Here is a 20,120-nt window from a genome sequence, read left to right on the forward strand (position 1 = left end):
CCAATGGCCGGTAGTGAATCAGCAATACGCAAGCACTGTGCCGGATGCGCAAAGGCCCGTAATTCAGGGGTTGCAGAAGGATGCCCGACGGTGAGCATGGCAATTGCATGAGCCGCTATGGCGACCCTTCTGCCGACTGTGTGAGGTCATCATGTATCAGCGTCTGTGTTGTGCCCCGCGTAACTGTTCACCGCGAGCTCAGCGCGGGTTTACCCTGCTCGAACTGTTGGTGGTGCTGGTGGTGCTCGGGTTGTTGGCCGGCATCGTCGCGCCGAAGTATTTCGCCCAACTGGGCCGCTCCGAAGTGAAGGTGGCCAAGGCGCAAATCGAAGGCCTGGGCAAGGCACTGGATCTGTACCGTCTGGAGGTCGGCCATTACCCGTCGACCGAACAGGGTTTGCAGGCGCTGGTCACCGCGCCCAGCGACGAGACCCGCTGGACCGGCCCGTACCTGCAGAAAAAACTGCCGCAGGATCCGTGGGGCCACAACTACACCTACCGCTACCCCGGCGAAAACGGCGAATACGATCTGCTGTCCATGGGCAAGGACGGCCAGCCCGGCGGCGAAGGCGAAAACGCCGAAGTCACCAGTTGGCAATGACGGGAGGCGACCATGCGCTTTCATCTCAAGGCGGTCGGCAAGGCCGGCGTGGTCGCGATGACCGTCGAGGCCCAAGGGGACAGCGAAGCCCGGCGCATCGTCGAAGACCAGGGCCTGCGTGTGGTCAGCCTGCACGCCGAGCGGCATTGGCGGGTGTTGCAATGGCAAAAGCGCGAGACGTTCAACCTGGTGTTGTTCAGCCAGGAACTGACCACCCTGCTCAACGCCGGCCTGCCGTTGATTGATGCGCTGGAAAGCCTGGCGGAAAAAGAAACCGCGCCACAGGCCCGCAAAACCTTGAGTGAGCTGGTGCGCCTGCTCTACGAGGGCAAATCGTTCTCCCAGGCGTTGAGCCAGTTGTCGGCGGTGTTCCCGCCTCTCTACGTTGCGCTGGTACAGTCCAGCGAGAAGACCGGCGCCGTGGGCGATGCCCTGAGCCGTTATGTCAGCTATCGCCAGCGCATGGACGAGGTTCGACAGAAGATCGTCAGCGCTTCGATCTACCCCATGCTGTTGTTGGTGGTGGGCGGCGGCGTGGTGTTGTTTTTGATGGGCTACGTGGTGCCGCGCTTCAGCCTGGTGTTCGAAGGCCTGGGCTCGAACCTGCCGTGGCTGTCACAGATCCTGATGAGCAGCGGAATGTTCCTGCATGCCCACCAGGGCGAATTCTTCGGCGCCTTGGCGGCGATTATCGTCGCCTTCGCCTTCCTGCAACGCCAACCGGCCTTTCGCCGGGGCGTGAACCGGGTGATCGAAAAACTCCCGGCGATCCATCAACGCATCTTCATGTATGAACTGACGCGCTTCTACCGCTCGCTGGGGATTCTGCTGCAGGGCGGCATCCCCCTCGTCACCGCCATGGGCATGGTCCGCGGCCTGCTCACCGCCGCTTCTCGCGTGCGCCTGGACCAGGCCTGCGAACGGGTGCGCGAAGGGCAATCGCTGTCAACTGCGCTGGAGCTCAATCACCTCGTCACCCCGGTATCCCTGCGCTTGCTGCGTGCGGGCGAACAGTCCGGCAACCTCGGGCAGATGATGGAACGCAGCGCCGATTTCTACGACGAAGAAATCAGCCGCTGGATCGAATGGTTCGTGCGGCTGTTTGAACCCTTGCTCATGACCTTCATCGGCCTGTTGATCGGGGTCATCGTGATCCTGATGTACATCCCGATATTCGAGCTGGCCTCGAGCATTCACTAACCCCTGAAACAGGGTCGAGTTGTACCGTTCATCGTTCATCGACGTTGCAACTGAATAAACCCGTACGTTGCGGTGTTCTCCCACTGAATCGAGCAGCACGTTGCATTGTTCATCAACGTTCCATTCTGAATAAGAAGACGGAGAACGATATGCACATGAAAAAACTTTTGCTGGCAGTGGCTATTGGCGCAATTCTTTCGGCCTCTACCGTACTCGTACCGGACAGCCTGTCCGGTATATCAAGCGCTCAGGCCAAGGATGGTGGGAGTGGGAGTGGGGGTGGCGGCGGTGGTAGCGGTGGCGGTGGTAGCGGTGGCGGAGGCAGTGGAGGTAATGGCGGTGGTCACGGTGGCAGCGGCAGTGGTCATGGCGGCGATGGCAATGGTCATGGCGGCAACGCCAGCGGTCACGGCGGCAACGACCATGGCTCGGGGCATTCCGGGCATTCGGCCAACTCCGGGCGACACAGCGACCACGCCGAGCCGGGGGACGACCATGGGGTTCATCATGCCGGCGAAATCGGCCATAACCGCGGCGTTCATCACGCCGGTGAAATTGGCGATAACCACGGCGTACATCGCGCCGGTGAAACTGGCGATGACCACGGCGTTCATCGTGCCGGCGAAATCGGCGACGATCACGGGGTGCATGTCGGCGGTGAACCGGGTGACGACCACGGCGTGCATGTCGGTGGTGAGCCGGGTGATGACAAAAGGTCCTGACGACCACTGAGCAAAGGGACACCACAAATCCCTGTGGGAGCCGGGCTTGCCCGCTCCCACAGGAGGCCGTGCACGACTGTCGAAATTATTCCCGCCCCCCGGTTCGCTTCTGTTAAAACCCGAGCTTGGTTTTTTACCGGTAGACCACCCGATGCCCTCCTCCCTGCTCACACGTCTGCGCCGACGCTGGCTGCCATTGCTGTGCATGGCCTGGACGACTCGTTCTTGCCCTCGCGATTCAGCCAGCAGCTGTTCAATGTCGCCAGCGAACCCAAACGCCTGCTGCTGGTGCCGGGTGATACACACAACAACAGCATGAGCCAGTATCGCCAAGCACTTGAAGGCTTGATGAAGGCAAAACCGCCGCAGATGGCCGGGCCGACGTTGACACGTGGTACTCAGGACTCCTGACGGCTATCGATAACCTTGCGCCTGAAGGTTGAACAACTGCGCGTAACGCCCACCCGCCGCCACCAGGCTGTCGTGGTCGCCGCGCTCAAGGATCGCACCCTGATCCAGCACGATGATGTGGTCGGCATTGCGCACACTGGAAAACCGGTGGGAAATCAGCATCGTCATGCGACCTTCGGTGTGCTCGCTGAAATGCTCGAACACCGCCGCTTCCGCCGCCGGGTCGAGGGCTGAGGTCGGCTCATCCAGAATCAGTATGTCGGAATCACGGCGCATGTAAGCGCGGGACAAGGCGATCTTCTGCCATTGCCCGCCGGACAGTTCCTGCCCGCCGGCAAACCAGCGGCCCAATTGCGTGGCATAGCCACGGTCCAGACGCTCGATGAAAGGCGCGGCCATGCCCTCGGCTGCGGCCGCCTGCCAACGTTGTTCATCGTTGAACGCCAGGGTGTCACCGACGCCAATGTTCTCGCCCACGGAGAACTGGTAACGGATGTAATCCTGAAAAATCACACCAATGCGCCGCCGCAGCGCGCCCTCTTCCCACGCCTGCAAATCGCTGCCGTCCAGCAAGATGCGGCCCTGATCGGGACGGTACAGGCGAGTCAGCAACTTGATCAGCGTGGTCTTGCCCGAACCGTTCTCGCCCACCAGCGCTACGCTGTGCCCCGGGACGAGGTGCAGGTCGATATCGTCCAGCGCCGCGCGGCTCGCGCCCGGATAGCGGAAACCGACCTTCTCGAAACGCAAACCATCGCCGGGCACCGCACCCTCCGTGAGGTGCCCGGTATCCGCGACGACGGGTTCAGCCAGGTATTCATAAAGACTGGACAGGTACAGACCATCCTCGTAAAGGCCGCTGATGGCACTCAAGCTGCTGCTCACCGCGGTCTGACCCTGCTTGAACAGCACCAGGTACATGGTCATCTGGCCGAGGGTGATGCTGCCGTGGACGGTGTCGACCACCACCCACGCGTAGGCCAGGTAGAACGCCCCCGTACCCAGCAATCCCAGCACAAATCCCCAACCATCCCGGCGCAAGGTCAACCGGCGGTCCTCGGCGTAGAGTCGCGCGAATGTATCGCGATACCGCTTCAACAGCAGCGGCGCGAAACCGAACAGCTTGACCTCTTTGATGTAGGCCTCGTGGGAGAGCAGCGTCTCGATGTAGTTCTGCTGCCGACTCTCCGGCGCCCGGCGGGTGAACAGCCTGAAAGCGTCACCGGAGAAATGCGCTTCGGCAAAAAAAACCGGCAAGGCGCCGACCACCAACAACACCAACGCCCACGGTGAAAAATGCACCAGCAACACACCGAAACTTATCAGCACGATCAGGTTCTGGATCAGCCCCAGCGACTTCATCACCAGTGCCAACGGCCGGGTCGAAGCCTCGCGCCGCACCCGAACCAGCTTGTCGTAAAACTCCGAATTTTCGAACTGCACCAACGACAACGTCTGGGCCTTCTCCAGAATCATCGTGTTGACCTTCTGTCCCAACTGCACCCGCAACAGCGACTGCTGGACCGACAACGCCCGCTGGGTACCGGACAGCAATGCGAGTACACCGGCTTCAAACAGTACGTAACGCACGACCGGCCACAACGGTGCGCTGCCCTGCTGCGCGTGCAACTGCATAGCGAAGACCACCGCATCGACGATGCGCTGACCCAGCCAGGCGGCCAGCGCCGGGAGTATGCCTGCGATCAGGGTTGCCAATACCAAGCCTAGAAACAACCCCCGAGAGGTTCCCCAAACAAGGAGCAAGGCGCGTCTGGCCTGGTCGAGCAATGAGGTGACGCGAGAAATAGCCGCTGGCATGTTTATCTGTTGCGCTTGCGCGGTCTCTCGAATTCTCTTCTTGAAGGTGGGGGGCCGATTGGAATCACCAATCCGGGGGGAGGAGGACCACCATTTTCCCATTCCTCCATTAACCGCCTCAGCTCAGGCGGCATTTCAGTCGGCATTTTGCATGTCATTTGATCACCCTATCGTTTTTGCGAATTCGACCCACTGTACTTTTGATGCATCAATAACAAGGGCCTTGGCCCTACCAGGTAATGGATTGTCGTCGTTATCGATCCAGCGAGGAAACTCGAGAACAAACTGCCCGTTTGCAGGCTCCGATGGCCATTCGCATGGCCAGCCAAACAGACGCTTTCCACCGATCAAATGCAATATCACAAATTCCTGTCTCGATGAAAAAGCACTGTACCACTGGCAAGGGAACGATTTTTGGGTGGTAACTTCCAGTTTCCTCAGTAACGCATGAAGCTTGTCGCCGTTCGCGACGTGGCACGAAAGAAATCCCATCACCACCGCAATCACTGCTGACCATAAAGCCTCAGATTTCTTGTCCCACGCGCCGACTGAGAAAAACCGCTCTCCCGTCAAAAGCAACAACCCCTCCAAACCGACAACCAGCGACTGAATCACAAACGTGAAAATCAACGCCTGGACTATCTGCCCGAATGTGTCCGGACGCTTGAACGCCGTGAGCGAGTAAAAAATCCAGGCTGCTAAAAAGCCGGGGAGCAAATACTGCAGTAACGGAATGACTTCCTTGACCAAGCTATCCATGCCATTTCCAATCCATTGAAAAAATCGACCCGGAGCAAATGAATACAGCACCTCTACGGCCTGTGTCATCCACTGCTTAAGTGCGGTAGTCACAAGAGATTTCGGGACTACAAGCGGGACTACAAGCGAAAAATCCTCCTACATTTAACAAAGAAAAACTGGACAAAAACTCAGTCCAGATCCGACGTCACGTGATCCAAAAACCGCGCCCGATACCGCCCCGGACTCTCCCCCGTCCACTTCTTGAATGCCCGATGAAACGCACTCGGTTCCTGAAAACCCAGTTGCTCGGCAATGTCACCGATGCTGGCCTTGCTCTGACGCAACTGTTCAAACGCAACCCCGCGTCGCACTTCGTCCTTGATCTCCTGATACGAACACCCTTCCCGCTCCAGCTTGCGGCGAAAGGTGCTGGGACTGAGGTGTTGTTCCAGGGCAAAGGCCTGCAAGGTCGGCCATTGGCCGTAATGACTGCTGCGCAAGCGCTGGTGGACCTGCGACGCGAGGCCATGCTGATTGCGGAAACGGATTACCAGCCATTGCGGTGCAGTGCGCAGAAACACTTTCAGCGAGGCCAGGTCCTGAACCACCGGCAGGCGCAGGTAGTGGCTGGCGAATTCGATTTCGGTGCGTTCGGCGCCAAAGGTCAGGTTGGGGCCCCAGAGCAAACGGTCATCGCTGAGGGCCACGCGCTCATGACGAAAATCCGCTCGATCAATGGGGATGCGCCGCCCGCCCAGCCAGCACAACAGGCTGATCATCAGCACCAGAAAAGTCTCTTCGCCCAAACGCGCAACATCATCGTTTTGCGCGCAGGTATCCAGGCTGATGACCGCACGTTTGCCGCGTACCGTCAGCGTGCCGCGAAAGTCGCGAAGGAACAGCGAAAAGTTGCTCAGGCACTGGCGCAGGGCTTTGTGCAAGTCGGGCTCCTGAATCAAGGCGCGGCAGATCAGGGCGAAGCTGCCCGGCGGCATGCCATGGGAATCGAGCCGGAAAAACTCGTCGTTGAGCTCACGGATCTGGATCAGCCACAGCGCGGCAAACGCGCTGGCCGGCACTCGCGCCACCGGTTGCTCGATCCACGCAGGATCGATACCCGCCTGTTCCAGCGTTGCCCGCCGCTGCTGCGGATTGTCCGCCAGCCCATGGATCATTGCCTGCACAAAGTAGGCGGCCACCGAGTCGTTTTCCCGCATCTGAACGTTTCGCTCCCCAATCACCCGAATGGCAAAAAACACCAGCTCCGTTGAACAGTTTCGGCATAGGACAACCGTCCCGCCGGTTCTAGACTCGCGGCCAATAGTACGCCTTCGGCCGCTACGACGGCCAAGGAATCGCAGGGTTTGATTGGAAGGACGTGTACATGAATCTGCAAAACATTGGCGTGATCGGCGCTGGCACCATGGGCAACGGCATCGCGCAAGTCTGTGCCCTGGCCGGCTTCAATGTGACCTTGATCGACATCTCCGAGAGCGCTTTGCAAAAGGCGATCGCGACCGTTGGTAAAAACCTCGACAGGCAGGTCACCAAGGACACGCTGACCCAGGAGCAAAAGCTCGCCGCCCTCGACAAGATCCGCACCAGCACCGATTACAGCAGCTTGCAAAACGTGCAACTGGTGATCGAAGCCGCCACCGAAAACCTCGACCTGAAACTGCGCCTGCTGCAACAGATCGCCGCGCAGGTCAGCACCGAGTGTGTGATTGCCTCCAACACGTCGTCGCTGTCCATCACCCAGCTCGCCGCCAGCGTCAGCCAGCCTGAGCGGTTCATCGGCCTGCACTTCTTCAACCCGGTGCCGGTGATGGGCCTGATCGAAGTGATTCGCGGCCTGCAAACCAGCGACGCAACCCACGCGCTGGCGCTGGACATGGCCACCACCCTCGGCAAAACCGCGATCACCGCCGGCAACCGCCCGGGTTTTGTGGTCAACCGGATTCTGGTGCCGATGATCAACGAAGCGATTCTGGTGTTTCAGGAAGGCCTGGCCAGTGCCGAGGACATCGATGCTGGCATGCGCCTGGGTTGCAACCAGCCAATCGGCCCGTTGGCGCTGGCGGACCTGATTGGTCTGGACACCGTGCTGGCGATTCTCGAAGCCTTCTACGACGGCTTCAACGACAGCAAATATCGCCCCGCGCCACTGCTCAAGGAAATGGTCGCCGCCGGTTACCGGGGACGCAAAACGGGGCGCGGCTTCCATGCCTATGCCTGAGCGTTGCTCACGTTTTGCCGAGTACCGGGACAAGGTGCTGGAGTTGTTTGCCAGCAAGGGTTTCGGTCAGGTCGGCATACGTGAGCTCGCGACGTGCCTGGGGGTCGCCCCGGGCTCGTTGTATCACCATTACCCCAGCAAGCAGCACTTGCTGTTCGACCTGATCGAGGAGTTTTACGAAGAACTGCTAGCAACACTGGGTCGCATCGAACAAAAGGCTCCGGCAACACGCGACAGGCTCAACAGCCTGATCCGCGCGCATCTGAATCTGCATCAGGAAATGCCCTGGCATTTTCGTCTGGTGGAGCGCGACAGCAGTTGTCTGAATGACGAGCAGCAGGCGCGGGTTCGGCAACTGCGCGAGCAGTACGAACGCACATTACTGCTGATGCTCGGAACCAAATTGCGCCTCAGCCAACCGGCACAACTCGCCGCCGCACACGCCATCGCCAACCTTTTCAACAGCGCGCCCTGCTGGCTGGCACAGCATGCGATGGAGGAAGGAGAGCGTGATGAACTGCTGGAAAACCTCGTCAGCGGGGCCATCGAGCGTCTACTGCATCCTTCGGTGCCACGCGCAATGGCCTGAACCCAACCGGGTGCAGAGCGCCCAGTGCTGCGCCGTTTTCGCGAAGCCATAAGCCACGCCATATCAATAGAAAAAACATCTAAACGAGTTTTGCCAATCGCCCTCTCTAACGCTTTGCTAATGGAGTCCAATTGCCGCAGAGCCAGAGCTTGATCCCGCCTCCCTCTGCCTCCTTTATCACCGGGAGTAGAACATGAAAATCAATCCCTACCTCATCTTCAACGGCGACTGCAAAGCCGCGTTCACCTTCTATGCCCAAGCCCTGCAAGGCTCGCTTGACGTCATGATGACCTTCGGTGAAAGCCCGGCGCGCGAGCACTTTCCAGCAGACTTGCACAACCTGATCATTCATACCCGCCTGTCGGTGGGCGATCAGGTACTCATGGGCTCGGACACCACACCTGATCGCCCCACGGATGACATGGCCGGTTGTTCGGTCTCGCTAAATGTCGACAGCATTGCCGAGGCGGAGCGGGTTTTCAACGCATTGGCGGAAGACGGCAGCGTACAAATGCCGCTGGAAGCGACCTTCTGGGCCGCACGTTTCGGGATGCTGGTGGATCGGTTTGGTGTGTCGTGGATGGTCAATTGCGAAAAGGATCAGTGACTTTTCAGGCAAGCAAACGCCCAACCTGAAAAGGTTGGGCGCTCTGGAAACTCCCGGACCGAGGATCGCGATCAAATACCGGTAGCGGCTGCGCCTAACCCTTCACGCACACCACCTGACGCAAGGTATGCAGCACTTCTACCAGCTCGCGCTGGGCGTGCATCACGTGGTCGATGTCTTTGTAGGCCATCGGTATCTCATCGATCACCGCCGCATCTTTACGGCACTCGACGTGGGCGGTGGCGCGGATCTGATCTTCGACGGTGAACAGGCTTTTCGCTTTGGTACGGCTCATGGTGCGGCCAGCGCCGTGACTACAGGAGCAGAACGATTGCTCGTTGCCGAGCCCGCGAACGATAAAGCTTTTCGCGCCCATCGATCCTGGAATGATCCCCAACTCACCCTTCTGCGCCGACACCGCGCCTTTGCGGGTGACCAGAATATCCTGACCAAAATGCCGCTCTTTCTGCACGTAGTTGTGGTGGCAGTTCACCGCCTCCAGGGCGACTTCGAACGGCTTGCCGATCACTTTGCGTGTCGCCTGAATCACCGACTGCATCATCAACGCACGGTTCTGCCTGGCGAAATCCTGGGCCCAACCGACGGCTTCAACGTAATCATCAAAATGCCGGCTGCCTTCTTCGAAGTAGGCCAGGTCACGGTCGGGCAAATTGGCGATGTGCTGGCGCATGTCGGCCTGAGCCAGTTGAATGAACAGGTTGCCAATGGCGTTGCCAACCCCGCGTGAACCGCTGTGCAACATGAACCAGACCCGGTTGGCTTGATCCAGGCACACCTCAATGAAGTGGTTACCGCTCCCCAACGTGCCCAAGTGCCCGCGATTGTTGGTGTTGGCGAGTTTAGGGTACTTGTCGGTGATCGCCTTGAACCGTGGGTTCAATGCAGCCCAGGCATGATCGACCTGTTTGGGAGCGCTGTCCCAGGCACCTTTATCCCGGACGCCACGACCAACGGTGCGTCCATGGGGCACCGCTTTCTCGATCGCACAGCGTAAACCATGCAGGTTGTCCGGCAAGTCAGCGGCGGTCAGCGACGTGCGCGCGGCGATCATGCCGCAGCCAATATCCACCCCGACTGCGGCCGGGATGATCGCGCCCACGGTAGGAATCACACTGCCGATGGTCGAGCCCTTGCCCAGGTGCACGTCGGGCATCACCGCCAGGTGTTTGAAGATGAACGGCATCTTCGCGGTGTTGATCAATTGCTGCCTGGCTTCGTTTTCTACCGGAACGCCTTCGGTCCAGAGCTTGATCGGTTTGCCGTTGGCGACTTCCAGCAGTTGATAGGTACGGTCTTGCATGATTCGGTTCTTTCCAGTGGCCGATGATTCGGCGCTGTTCTGAAGACTGAGCCGTCCGTTGAGTCTTCATAGTATCGCAGTGAAACCACGCTGCAGATCCTCAATCAACGCCTCAACATCCTCCAGCCCGATATGCAAGCGCAACACCGGATTCAATGAACGATCCGCCGCACTCTGGCGATCCTTGGTGTCGGCCACGGTGATCAGACTTTCGTAACCGCCCCAGGAAGCACCAAGCCCGAACAACCGCAACGCATCGATGAAGCGCTCGACATAAGCGGCATCCACCTCGTTCAGCTCAAAGGACAGCAAGCCATTGCTGCCGGAGCGCCGCTATGCGCTGGAAGCCCTGGAACGCACGAACATTCCATGGCGTCAGGCCTACCTTGCGTCGAACCTGATCGGCATCAAAGCCGCGACGCGCGCAGGGCTGGGGGTCGCCCCCCGAAGCATGGAAATGCTCGGCCCGGACATGCGCGTATTGGGTGAAAACAACGGGTTGCCGCGACTGCCGGACGTCACCTACTACCTGTGGATCCGGCCCAACACCGCCAACCTGATTGCGCGCAAAGCCTATGACCTGATTCGCGCGAGCCAGGGGCTGTCCTTTTCCTGAAGGCCTTTCAGAGCTTCGCGATCGACACTTCGGTTGATTTGACGAAAGCGATCACCTCGCTCCCCACCCTTAACTCAAGATCACGCACCGAACGGGTGGTGATCACCGAGGTGACGATTCCGGAAGCGGTTTGTACATCGATTTCCGAGACCACTTCGCCTTCGACAATTTCCTTGATGACGCCCTTGAACTGGTTGCGGACGTTGATCGCTTTGATGGTCATGTTGAAGCTTCCTGTGTGAGGTCGAACGCATCCGAACGGATGGGCAGGCGTTCAAAGTGCACCTCAAAGAACGACATTAAAAGGAATATATAATTATCTATTTATTCCTTTTAGAAATATAAGACCTCGCACCCGCCGGACGACTCACGCAAACCCTGTAGGAGCCCGGCTTGCCGGCGATGGCGATTTTGCGGGCGCTATCGCGACGATCCGACAAGCCGGGTTCCTACGGATTAAGTCGGAATCGGAGTCGGAAAACTCTGAAATACTCAATTTCGAAGGCGTCTCACGTCAATTCCTGTTAACCCCTGATAAGTTGCACTGACCCGGCTCCGGGGCGTTTTGTTGTGTTGACCATGGAAGGTCATATGCAAGCGTTGCATCAACGTCCCGAAGCCTGTGCCACGCCACAGGAAAAGGAACCCTGGATGCTCAACGCAAATCCCCACGCCCGTTTCAGCCTCACGATCGACGACTTTCCACATGACCTTCAGGTACTCAGGTTCACCGGCAAGGAACTCATCAGCCAGCCTTACGCCTTTGAGATCGAGCTGGTCAGCGACAGGCTGGACCTGAACCAGCACGACCTGTTGAACAAACTGGCCTTTCTCGCCTTCAACGACGCTAGCGACGGCATTCACGGGCAAATTCATTGCGCGAGCAAAGGCAGTCTCGGCAATGGCCTGACCCGCTACAGCGTAACGCTGGTGCCTCGACTGGCGTACCTGGACCACCGCATCAATTGCCGCATTTTTCAGCAAATGACCGTCCCGCAAATCATTGCGCAGGTGCTGGAAAGCCACGGCATCCATCGTGAACTCCACCAGTTTCAGCTCGGCATCGTTTATCCGGATCGTGAGTACTGCGTTCAGTACGACGAGTCCGATAGAGCGTTCATAGAACGCCTCTGCCAGGAGGAAGGGCTGCACTTCCACTTCCAGCACAGCCGCGAAAAACATGTGATGGTGTTTGGTGACGACCAGACTGTGTTTCCCAGGCTCGACCGTCCGACACGCTATAAACACGACAATGGCATGGTCGCCGAAACGCCGGTGATCAACCACTTTGACGTGCAAGTGAAAGCCGGCACCAGCCGCACGACTCGCCGCGATTACGACTTCAAAAAAGCGCGGATTTTGCTGGAGGCCGAAAGCAGGTCCGACGTTTCCAGGACTCAGCCGGATCTGGAGGATTACCAGTACCCCGGTCGCTTTACCCAGCGCGATCGCGGCAAGTTGTTGAGCCGACGCGCACAGGAACGTCACGGCGCCGAGTGCCGTGTGGCGCGGGGTAAAAGCGATCAACCGATGCTGCTCTCCGGGCACTTCCTGCCACTGTCCGAACATCCGGACGAAGAATGGAACGACCTGTGGTTACTGACCGAAATCAAGCATGACGGCGAGCAGCCGCAAGTCCTGCAACAGTACGCGGCCTACACCGGCACCGGCGTTGAAAACGGCTTTCAGGGTTATCGCAACCAGTTCCTCGCCACGCCTTGGGATGTGATCTACCACTCGCCGCTGACCCATGACAAACCACGCATCGCCGGCGTTCAGAGTGCTGTGGTCACCGGCCCGAAAGGCGAGGAAATCCACTGCGATGAGTACGGTCGGGTCAAGGTGCAGTTCTTCTGGGATCGCGAAGGTCGCAACGACGATAACAGCAGTTGCTGGCTGCGGGTCTCCTCCCTCCTGGCCGGCAATGCCTTTGGCGGCGTCTCCTTGGCGAGAGTCGGCATGGAGGTACAAGTCAGTTTTCAGGACGGCGACCCCGATCACCCCGAAATCATCGGCTGCCTCCCTAATAGCGCCAACCCGGTGCCCTACGAATTACCTGCAAACAAAACCCGTAGCGTATTCCGCTCCCGCAGTTCGCCGGACAGCACGGGGTTCAGCGAACTGCACGTTGAAGACCGTGCCGGTCAGGAATTGATTTACCTGCGCGCCCAGCGGGACATGGAACAGCGGATAGAAAACGACAGCCGTCTGGAGGTCGGCAACGAGCAGCGCACCACCGTCAAGGGAGACAGCGTTACCGTGCTGCAAGCCACGGAACATCGAACCACCAGCGGTGACCGGTACATACAACTCAAGGCGAACGATTACCTGCAAGTTGCGGGCAACAGTCACACCCATGTTGATCAAACACTGGCCTTTAGTGCTCGCCGGGCCATTGTTATTGAAGCCGATCTGATCATTCTGAAGGCCGTGACCAAGTTCTCGATCGAAGCCGGAGGCGAGCATTTACAGGTAGGCGGCGGCGGAATATTCGGCAGCAGCGCCTTCCAGATCGGTGGAGCTCCGATGCACGTCCCAGCCGCCTCGGTCGCTGCGCCTCGGTCAGTTGATGGCTTGTCTGTGCCACCTGAACTGCCGCCCATGCTCGCGTCTTCCCAGCCCGCACTGATGGCGGCAAGCAACGCGTTGGCGGCGGACTTCTGCCCGATCTGCGAAGCCTGCCGAGATGGCGTCTGCCCAACGGAAGGAGCCGCCGCATGATCAACACACTCCCCCGCCAATGGATGAACGAACAGCGCCGCTCCGGCCATGAACTGTGCCTGGTGCTGGACTCGCAGAACGAACGCGAAACCCGTCAACTGCTGCTGAAGTCCAGCGGACATGACCAGTACCTGAGCGTCTACAACGCCACAACCCTCGCGAACCTGGCCGATGCCGGCCCGTTTATTTTCACGCTGGAACAGTCCGGCGACAGACGCCTCGACGACCTGCTGGATCATCCCGAACGCAACTGGGGCTGGCTCGCGAGCGTGAAACAAGGTGACTTGCGCGGGTTGGTCAATCACTGGCAACAGCGGTTGATTGTCGGGAAGCGACCCTATCAGGCGCTGTATCGCTTTCACGACAATCGAGTGTTGAGCCGCGCGCTTACACATCTACCGCCTGAAGAGTATCCGGCCTTCCTCGGGCCGGCGATCAGCGTCTGCTACTGGGACGGCACAGCCTGGAAAACAGCTCACAACCCTGCCCCCGGCAAGCATCCCGTGCCGGACAACCCACTCTGGTTGCGCACTCCCCTGCCCCAACCGCAGGCCTCGGAAATTCGCCGACTCAACGCCCATCGTTACTTGTTGGCCGAGCATGTTGAGGCGTACGCCAACCTCGCCGAAGTGCATGACCCTGATGTGTGGTTGCGCGAGCGTTTGGCCCTGGCGGATGCGTGGGGTTGGGTAGAGCCGGAGCAGTTGGAATTTTTGTTGATTCAGAGTTTGCAGGCGCCGGGGTTTGCGTTGTCGCCGCAGTGGGAGGTGCGGGGGGATGAGAGCCCGAAGGAGCACTTTGAACGGGTGCGGCAGTTGGTGGGGTTTTGGCAGGGGGATACGCCGTTATGAAGCGGATAGCAGGTATTGCAGTTGTGGGTTGTTGCATTGCATTGGTCTCGGGTTGCTCTACTGGGCAACCGGACACATTCACCTTCACCGCCGATTTACCACCCAACTTTGCTTATAAGGCCATCGCCGAGTATGTGCCCGCCAAAGGTGAAACCTGCACCGTGCCGGGGGGAAGAAATACTGCAGTCGGGTACAACATGAAGTGGCGTGAAAGTTACACGCCGAATTCTGAAATTGCCATGTATCGGACAGTCAGCGGCTGTCCGCTGGTCATCAGGCGCATCAAGCTGGATATCAACTCTTCGTATTGGACACATCGGGGGGATTTCGGTGGGGACAGCGCAATGGTCATCGTCCGCGATGATCTGGAGGAACAATACAAAGGCACGTTCAGCGAATCGGGTGAAAGCACTTTTTACGGTCATTGTCAGTGGCTGTTTCGCACTTCAGGTGCGCAGCGACGCATTGTCAAAATTCTCGATTGCAAAGCAGCTAACGCCCGAGGCGAGCTGCAACGTGGCCACCCAGTTTCGGGATACAGCCTCGATCAACTGAAAGGCAAAACCGTAAAAATGAAGATCACATTGGCCGCAGAGGAAAGGCCTGGTTGGGGTGACACATGGGTCGAAGTGCCCCGTGGATGGAAGCGTTGCATGGGGACAGGCTTTGAAGATCAACGAGCCTATTGCAACGGCAACCACACCGACTTCAGCACCTTCACTTGGCCGGATGGCCGCATCTGCACCATTTATCCCGGCTGTACGGAATAAGGACATTAATGACATGCCAATCTTTTCTTCGCCGCAGAAGTTTCTGCTGAATTTTTCCACATTAAGTTTCTGCATCACATTAATCACCGGCTGTATCAAGAGTCAGCCGGACACATTTACCTTCACCGCAGATTTACCGCCCAACTTTGCCTACAAGGCCATCGCCGAGTATGTGCCCGCCAAAGGTGAAACCTGCACCGTGCCGGGGGGAAGGAATACGGCCGTCGGGTACAACATGAAGTGGCGTGAAAGTTACACGCCGAATTCTGAAATTGCCATCTATCGGATGGTCAGTGGCTGCCCGTTGGTGATCTGGAAAATTGATCTGGCAATCAATTCTTCTTATGGCAAAACACGACGGGATTTCAGCGGAGACGGCGCCACCGTAGTCATTCGGGACGAAGTGGAGGAACAGTACAGAACCACCTTCAATGAAGCGGGAGAAAGTACCTTTTACGGTCAATGTCAGTGGCTATTTCGGACATTAGGCAAGCCTCGCATCCTCAGAAAAATCCTCGACTGCAAAGCAGCTGATGCACATGGAACGTTGGACCGGGGTCATCCGTTTTCGGCTTTTACTCTGGATCAGCTTCCGGGCAAGACCGTCAAAATGAAGATCACGTTGACCAAGGAAGAAAAGCCGGGCTGGGGCGACACCTGGGTCGAAGTGCCCGGTGGCTGGAAGCGTTGCCTAGGGAAAGGCTTCGAAGACGAACGCGCTTATTGCGACGGTAATTACACCGATTTCAGCACTTTCAAAATGGTGGACGGGCGCGTCTGCACTGTTTACCCCGATTGCACGGAATAAGGAGATTTTGGCATGACATCATTGGAAAAAGAGATGGAGTCACGGTTAAGCAATCGCGTGCTTGCCTGCCCGGCTCAAGGTAAGTGGAGTAGTTTTCAGTTGGTCGATGAGAGCGGCTCGGGCGAGCCTTACGCAGGGTTGACCTACGTTGTCACTGACTCAGAGGGAAAGAAATACACGGGATCTCTTGACGCTACCGGTGCCGCTAAGGTCGATGACCACTTTGGAGGGCCTGTTTCACTGATATTTGATGAGAAATACCAAGGTGCTAATCAACCCTATAAAGATCTCAGAAAACGACCACACTACCCGCTCGAGATAACCGAACTTCAGGTACGAGCCGAAGGAACCCGTTATCGAAATCAAAATTCAACCCGCACCAAAGCGAACCCTGCACAAAAATGCGCCGACGCATTCTTCCAAGTGGAAGTGCGGCATCTAGTCATAGATGTCGCGCATTTGCCCCCGGAGGTTTATCGCCATTATCCCCACCGTAAGGGCACGGCGAAGCTCATGGGCAAATATGGCGAATTTGGCGTCGCTCTGGTACCGCAAAAACACAACGTATTGGAAGTGCGCCCTATGCGGGCACTGCGGCCGATGCTATCTACCAGCCCCGAATTCTGCGCATTGAACCTTTACCAATTGGCGTTGATGGCAACCTTAAGTTATTGCCCATTTGGCCAGCAGCCCGAAAAACACCCTGTGGAATCGCAGACCGTCACCTTCCCGATACAACCCAGCGTAGGAAACTGGTTCGGCGATGCATTGGCAAAGTCTGATGAACTGTGGCGTGTCGATGCGGCGCAGACCAAAGCTTTCCACCCTCTGTATGAGGATGTGCCGTACTCCAAGCGTCTGGAAATCGTGCCATTCGATCCAGACCTGTATGCCGTCAACAAACCTGGTCTGAAAGACAATCAGGAAAATCCTGCGAAAGTTCACTTTCTCGATGACAGAAAACAGGGGGCGAAATCGACTGATACCCAAGCGTTCATTACCCACAATGACGAACTTATCCTGATTTCTGTGCGTGGCACTTCCGAACTTAGAGCGGATGCCCTGCGCGATGCCGATGCCTTCCAAGTGCCATTTGAAGATACTGAAAGCAAGGTGCACCGCGGTTTCTACGAGTCCGCAAAAACAGCTCACGACTTCATTGTGAATTACTTGGATAAGTTCTATTCAGGGCAAAAATTGCTGATCTGCGGCCACAGCTTGGGGGGCGCCGTTGCATTGCTACTCTCGGAGATGCTGCGTCGCAATCCTGAGGGCTACGCCATCCAACTCTACACCTACGGCGCTCCCCGCGCCGGCGATGTCAACTTCGTCGCCGGCGCGAAGGACCTTGTGCATCACCGCGTCGTCAACCACAACGACCCGGTGCCGAGCGTGCCGGGCAGGTGGACGGACACCAAGAATGGTGTCTTCGCGACGGGTTTGGCCTTGACGTTTGTAAACGTGCCCGCCGGATTGTCGTTGTTTTTTGCGGGCATCACTAACTGGACGGGCGAGCCTTACGATCACCATGGCAAGTTGCAGCACTTCATGCCGGTGGAATTTAGTGATGGGAAAAAGTCCGCGATCCTGTGGGAACCCGGCTGCGACACCATCACCCAACATGCGGCGTGCAGTTTGGCGCATCAACAGAAAAACGGGTTGCCGCATCGGCCGCCATTGCTGCAGATTTTCCACGTCCTGGATCATTTGATGACCGGCGGGTATGTTCCGGCGTGTTGGGCGGTTCTGCTGCGGTGGCAGGCAGCGCACGAGAAGAAGCGTTCGCGGGTGACGGAGCTTGAGTTTGATTGGGTCGCGGGTTCGCTGGCACGCATCACCACACAGTTGCGTGAGATAGAACGTGAGCTACCGGCGCGTTCGGAGGCTTACGCGCGCACCCAGGAGAACAACATCCGAGCACTCGGCCTGGAAAAAAGCAGAATTGCAATCACAGTCGATCGCTTGAAACGCGTGCGTGAAGAGAGGGTTACGGCACACGCGCTTTACGGGTCGCTGTCAGAACAGCCTGAGCAACTGGAGGCTAACGTGGCGCGCTGGCTGGCGCATCCTGAGAACAAAATCAAGGACCCGTTGGCCATGGCGCCGGAGGACCCTGATGGGGACGCGCTGATGAGTTCGATCTACGGGCACACCATCGGGGCGCCGCACACGCTGGATATCGATTCGTACAGTTAAACACCTGCGTGTTTAAAAACCCTCACCGGTTACTTCACGAAAGCTACGGCGCCTTGCGTCATTGCCTACGGTTACGCCAGAATCCGCCGGCTTGTGCGCCTTGGGCCTGGGCTCTATCGTTTGTCGGTCGCTGAAAATCAGCGATCGGGTTTGGTAGCCCGGATTAGTTAGGCGTGTAGCGCACCGTTTGCAGACCTATCAAGTCTCTATTTTATGGTGGCCATGCGCAGGGCTCCTTCGGGAGCGCCGGGTTCCTAATTACCGGTCTACCAACCCGCGCATGGCCGCCACCCCTCGTTTGGTAGCGAGGGGAGAAGGCTCCTTAATTTCAATTAGGAGTTTCATCAATGATCAAGCCAACACCCAATCCGCCAGAAACAGACCCCGCCTCCCCCTTCAAAAATTCCGATTCAGAAAAACTTCACGCAGACCCCGACCGCATCCCTTCCCATGCCGACATCCGAGCCACCCCGCGCACGCCGAGCACGATGTACATCCTCGATCCGCACATCAACACCGAAGACCTTTTGGGACACGCTTGCGTATCACTGGCATCAGCGCATGTCATGACCATGGACCTGGCGCACGGGCCGAGTCTCAATACCCTGTTGGGCATTGCTCAGATCATCATGCTGGCTGAACTCGACGTAAACCGGGCGCTGGATCGACTCGACAGCCCGAAATAGCCGCGCCTGGACGCCCATGAAAAAGCCCAACCTGAAAAGGTCGGGCTTTTTCATTTATGGGCGGTTATCCATCATCTTGTCAGCGAGCGCCTTGGCTCTTTCAATCAACAGATTCTGCCTGTCTTCATGAGTGGCCCCTCCTACAACCGGCGCCGTCAGATTGCTTTCCGCAATCAGCGCAGCGCAGAAATATTGATCCCAGACAGTTTTGTCCGCGGACGTCAGTGCGGTCGTTCGGTCGGCAATCATATTTGCGGCTCCTTTGGATGAAGTAGCTCCCCCAGTTTACGCCCGATTCATAACCCGCAACCGACCGCCATTCGTCGCCTGAAAACACCCCGTCAAGAAATTGTGACAACGTCTGGCTCAGGCTTTGCAAACGCTGGCCGTAGCAGCCCGGAACGACGGAATTCTGACGTGGCGGCCAATCAATCAATACTTACGGACGCCAGCGATACGCTGGGTCCGTCACCCGGAGATGTAACGTGTCAACTCTCAATGAAATCGCAGCGAACCACGCGAAAATGGCGAAAAAACTGGCGGGAGAGTCGACCGAAATGTGTGAGCGACAGCCGCTGGTAGTGGGTGGTTTTGAGGTTTCATCCGTGGATGAGCAACCGCACATGCCACTGCATCTGATCGCGGGCGTGCAGGACAATCATCCTGGGCAGGCTGCTGGCTACGCGCTCTGACTGAAATGGCCAACGCCAGTCGCTGCGGTGATGAGCGCTGATTGGCAACGTAAACAGTTCAACATCCCCGCCGTGCCGATCAGACACGGTGGCGGATGAGCTGTAGCAGGTACAACGGGCGCGGATTCACGCCAAACTTTTGTTGCTGGCTGTTGTGACGGATACGGGCTTACAGGCGATCAAACGTACGAGGCATTTGACGCGTTAAAAAAAAGGAATTTAAGCATGTTCATTGGACGACTCGCCGAATTGACCGGCTGCACACCAAAAGCCATTCGACTGTATGAACAGATGGGCTTGATAAACGAGCCGGAACGCGACGGTCGATACCGGACCTACAACGCTCACCATCTGGAAATCGTCCACCTCATTCGCAGGGCACAAATTGCCGGTTTCAAACTGGCAGAGATGAGTCCCCTGATCAGCGCCAAAAACAAGCTCAAAGCCTTTCCTTTGGCGCTGGCAATCGAAGCCGTCAATGCCAAGCGCCAGCAAGTCAAAGAAAAAATCGCTGAGCTACAGGCGCTGGACCTT

The 20,120-nt window shown here is 57.7% G+C and carries 19 protein-coding genes and 4 pseudogenes; 16 read left to right on the forward strand and 7 right to left on the reverse strand.

The annotated features are described in order from the left end of the window. Nucleotides 1–151: 151 nt before the first annotated feature. The 4 genes and pseudogenes from gspG to ACYZTL_RS05560 all read left to right on the forward strand — a co-directional run. A complete protein-coding gene (gspG, locus tag ACYZTL_RS05545; RefSeq protein ID WP_461950943.1) occupies nt 152–601 on the forward strand; it encodes a type II secretion system major pseudopilin GspG in 450 nt (149 codons plus the stop codon). Nucleotides 602–613: 12 nt separating this feature from the next. Beyond that, entirely contained in the window at nt 614–1,801 is a 1,188-nt protein-coding gene (locus ACYZTL_RS05550) for a type II secretion system F family protein (protein ID WP_461950944.1), read from the forward strand. Nucleotides 1,802–1,950: 149 nt separating this feature from the next. Next, nucleotides 1,951–2,523, forward strand: a complete 573-nt coding sequence (locus ACYZTL_RS05555) for a hypothetical protein (RefSeq protein ID WP_461950945.1) — start codon at nt 1,951–1,953, stop codon at nt 2,521–2,523. A 195-nt stretch (nt 2,524–2,718) separates the two neighbouring features. Continuing rightward, a pseudogene (locus ACYZTL_RS05560) lies at nt 2,719–2,934 on the forward strand (alpha/beta hydrolase); the annotation flags it as partial. Nucleotides 2,935–2,937: 3 nt separating this feature from the next. On the opposite strand, the gene ACYZTL_RS05565 reads toward ACYZTL_RS05560, so the two are convergent. From ACYZTL_RS05565 to ACYZTL_RS05575, 3 genes are all read right to left on the reverse strand, one after another. After that, nucleotides 2,938–4,752, reverse strand: coding sequence for an ABC transporter ATP-binding protein (locus ACYZTL_RS05565; RefSeq protein WP_461950946.1), 1,815 nt, complete (start codon nt 4,750–4,752; stop codon nt 2,938–2,940). 162 nt (nt 4,753–4,914) lie between these two features. Continuing rightward, nucleotides 4,915–5,511 carry a DUF6338 family protein gene (locus ACYZTL_RS05570; RefSeq protein ID WP_461954268.1) on the reverse strand — a complete coding sequence of 199 codons (597 nt, stop codon included), beginning with the start codon at nt 5,509–5,511 and terminating at the stop codon, nt 4,915–4,917. Nucleotides 5,512–5,681: 170 nt separating this feature from the next. Beyond that, the gene (locus ACYZTL_RS05575; protein WP_461950947.1) at nt 5,682–6,710 is read right to left on the reverse strand and encodes an AraC family transcriptional regulator; all 1,029 of its coding nucleotides are present in this window, start codon (nt 6,708–6,710) and stop codon (nt 5,682–5,684) included. Between the two features lie 167 nt (nt 6,711–6,877). Here ACYZTL_RS05575 and ACYZTL_RS05580 point away from each other — a divergent pair, with 167 nt between their 5' ends. The 3 genes from ACYZTL_RS05580 (at nt 6,878) to ACYZTL_RS05590 (ending at nt 8,925) form a co-directional block, all read left to right on the forward strand. Next, nucleotides 6,878–7,729 (forward strand): 3-hydroxybutyryl-CoA dehydrogenase, encoded by an 852-nt coding sequence (locus ACYZTL_RS05580; protein WP_461950948.1) that lies wholly within the window; start codon nt 6,878–6,880, stop codon nt 7,727–7,729. Next, nucleotides 7,716–8,318, forward strand: coding sequence for a TetR/AcrR family transcriptional regulator (locus tag ACYZTL_RS05585; protein WP_461950949.1), 603 nt, complete (start codon nt 7,716–7,718; stop codon nt 8,316–8,318). The genes ACYZTL_RS05580 and ACYZTL_RS05585 overlap by 14 nt, the downstream gene beginning before the upstream one ends. Before the next feature lie 193 nt (nt 8,319–8,511). Continuing rightward, entirely contained in the window at nt 8,512–8,925 is a 414-nt protein-coding gene (locus ACYZTL_RS05590; protein WP_461950950.1) for a VOC family protein, read from the forward strand. A gap of 94 nt (nt 8,926–9,019) precedes the next feature. On the opposite strand, the gene ACYZTL_RS05595 is transcribed toward ACYZTL_RS05590, so the two are convergent. Continuing rightward, the gene (locus ACYZTL_RS05595; RefSeq protein WP_461950951.1) at nt 9,020–10,246 is read right to left on the reverse strand and encodes an RtcB family protein; all 1,227 of its coding nucleotides are present in this window, start codon (nt 10,244–10,246) and stop codon (nt 9,020–9,022) included. A 66-nt stretch (nt 10,247–10,312) separates the two neighbouring features. Continuing rightward, nucleotides 10,313–10,573: pseudogene (locus tag ACYZTL_RS05600) on the reverse strand (PLP-dependent transferase); the annotation flags it as partial. 1 nt (nt 10,574) lies between these two features. Between ACYZTL_RS05600 and ACYZTL_RS05605 the strand changes: the two are divergent. Continuing rightward, a pseudogene (locus ACYZTL_RS05605) lies at nt 10,575–10,862 on the forward strand (type 2 periplasmic-binding domain-containing protein); the annotation flags it as partial. Between the two features lie 7 nt (nt 10,863–10,869). Here the strand turns inward: ACYZTL_RS05605 and ACYZTL_RS05610 are convergent. Continuing rightward, nucleotides 10,870–11,085 carry a TOBE domain-containing protein gene (locus tag ACYZTL_RS05610; protein WP_008032823.1) on the reverse strand — a complete coding sequence of 72 codons (216 nt, stop codon included), beginning with the start codon at nt 11,083–11,085 and terminating at the stop codon, nt 10,870–10,872. Between the two features lie 428 nt (nt 11,086–11,513). Here ACYZTL_RS05610 and ACYZTL_RS05615 point away from each other — a divergent pair, with 428 nt between their 5' ends. The 6 genes from ACYZTL_RS05615 to ACYZTL_RS05640 all read left to right on the forward strand — a co-directional run bounded on the left by ACYZTL_RS05615 (nt 11,514) and on the right by ACYZTL_RS05640 (nt 18,894). Beyond that, nucleotides 11,514–13,583 (forward strand): type VI secretion system Vgr family protein, encoded by a 2,070-nt coding sequence (locus tag ACYZTL_RS05615; RefSeq protein WP_461954269.1) that lies wholly within the window; start codon nt 11,514–11,516, stop codon nt 13,581–13,583. Beyond that, a complete protein-coding gene (locus tag ACYZTL_RS05620; protein WP_461950952.1) occupies nt 13,580–14,434 on the forward strand; it encodes a DUF4123 domain-containing protein in 855 nt (284 codons plus the stop codon). Before ACYZTL_RS05615 ends, ACYZTL_RS05620 begins: the two co-directional genes overlap by 4 nt. Then, a complete protein-coding gene (locus ACYZTL_RS05625; protein ID WP_461950953.1) occupies nt 14,431–15,204 on the forward strand; it encodes a hypothetical protein in 774 nt (257 codons plus the stop codon). The genes ACYZTL_RS05620 and ACYZTL_RS05625 overlap by 4 nt, the downstream gene beginning before the upstream one ends. 13 nt (nt 15,205–15,217) lie before the next feature. Beyond that, nucleotides 15,218–16,012, forward strand: a complete 795-nt coding sequence (locus tag ACYZTL_RS05630) for a hypothetical protein (protein ID WP_461950954.1) — start codon at nt 15,218–15,220, stop codon at nt 16,010–16,012. A gap of 12 nt (nt 16,013–16,024) precedes the next feature. Next, on the forward strand, nt 16,025–18,208 hold the full coding sequence (locus tag ACYZTL_RS05635; RefSeq protein ID WP_461950955.1) for a lipase family protein: 2,184 nt from the start codon (nt 16,025–16,027) through the stop codon (nt 18,206–18,208). 347 nt (nt 18,209–18,555) lie between these two features. Beyond that, nucleotides 18,556–18,894, forward strand: coding sequence for a DUF6124 family protein (locus ACYZTL_RS05640; protein ID WP_461950956.1), 339 nt, complete (start codon nt 18,556–18,558; stop codon nt 18,892–18,894). Nucleotides 18,895–18,948: 54 nt separating this feature from the next. On the opposite strand, the gene ACYZTL_RS05645 is transcribed toward ACYZTL_RS05640, so the two are convergent. Then, complete coding sequence (locus ACYZTL_RS05645; RefSeq protein ID WP_461950957.1) at nt 18,949–19,143, reverse strand: hypothetical protein; 195 nt, start codon at nt 19,141–19,143, stop codon at nt 18,949–18,951. 236 nt (nt 19,144–19,379) lie between these two features. On the opposite strand from ACYZTL_RS05645, the gene ACYZTL_RS05650 reads away from it, so the two are divergent. Both ACYZTL_RS05650 and ACYZTL_RS05655 read left to right on the forward strand, forming a co-directional pair. Then, nucleotides 19,380–19,586: a hypothetical protein gene (locus ACYZTL_RS05650; RefSeq protein WP_461950958.1), complete on the forward strand. Its 207-nt coding sequence runs from the start codon at nt 19,380–19,382 to the stop codon at nt 19,584–19,586. A 225-nt stretch (nt 19,587–19,811) separates the two neighbouring features. Then, nucleotides 19,812–20,120 (forward strand): annotated as a pseudogene (locus ACYZTL_RS05655) (MerR family transcriptional regulator); the annotation flags it as partial.

The organism is Pseudomonas sp. LB3P81, from assembly GCF_054897965.1.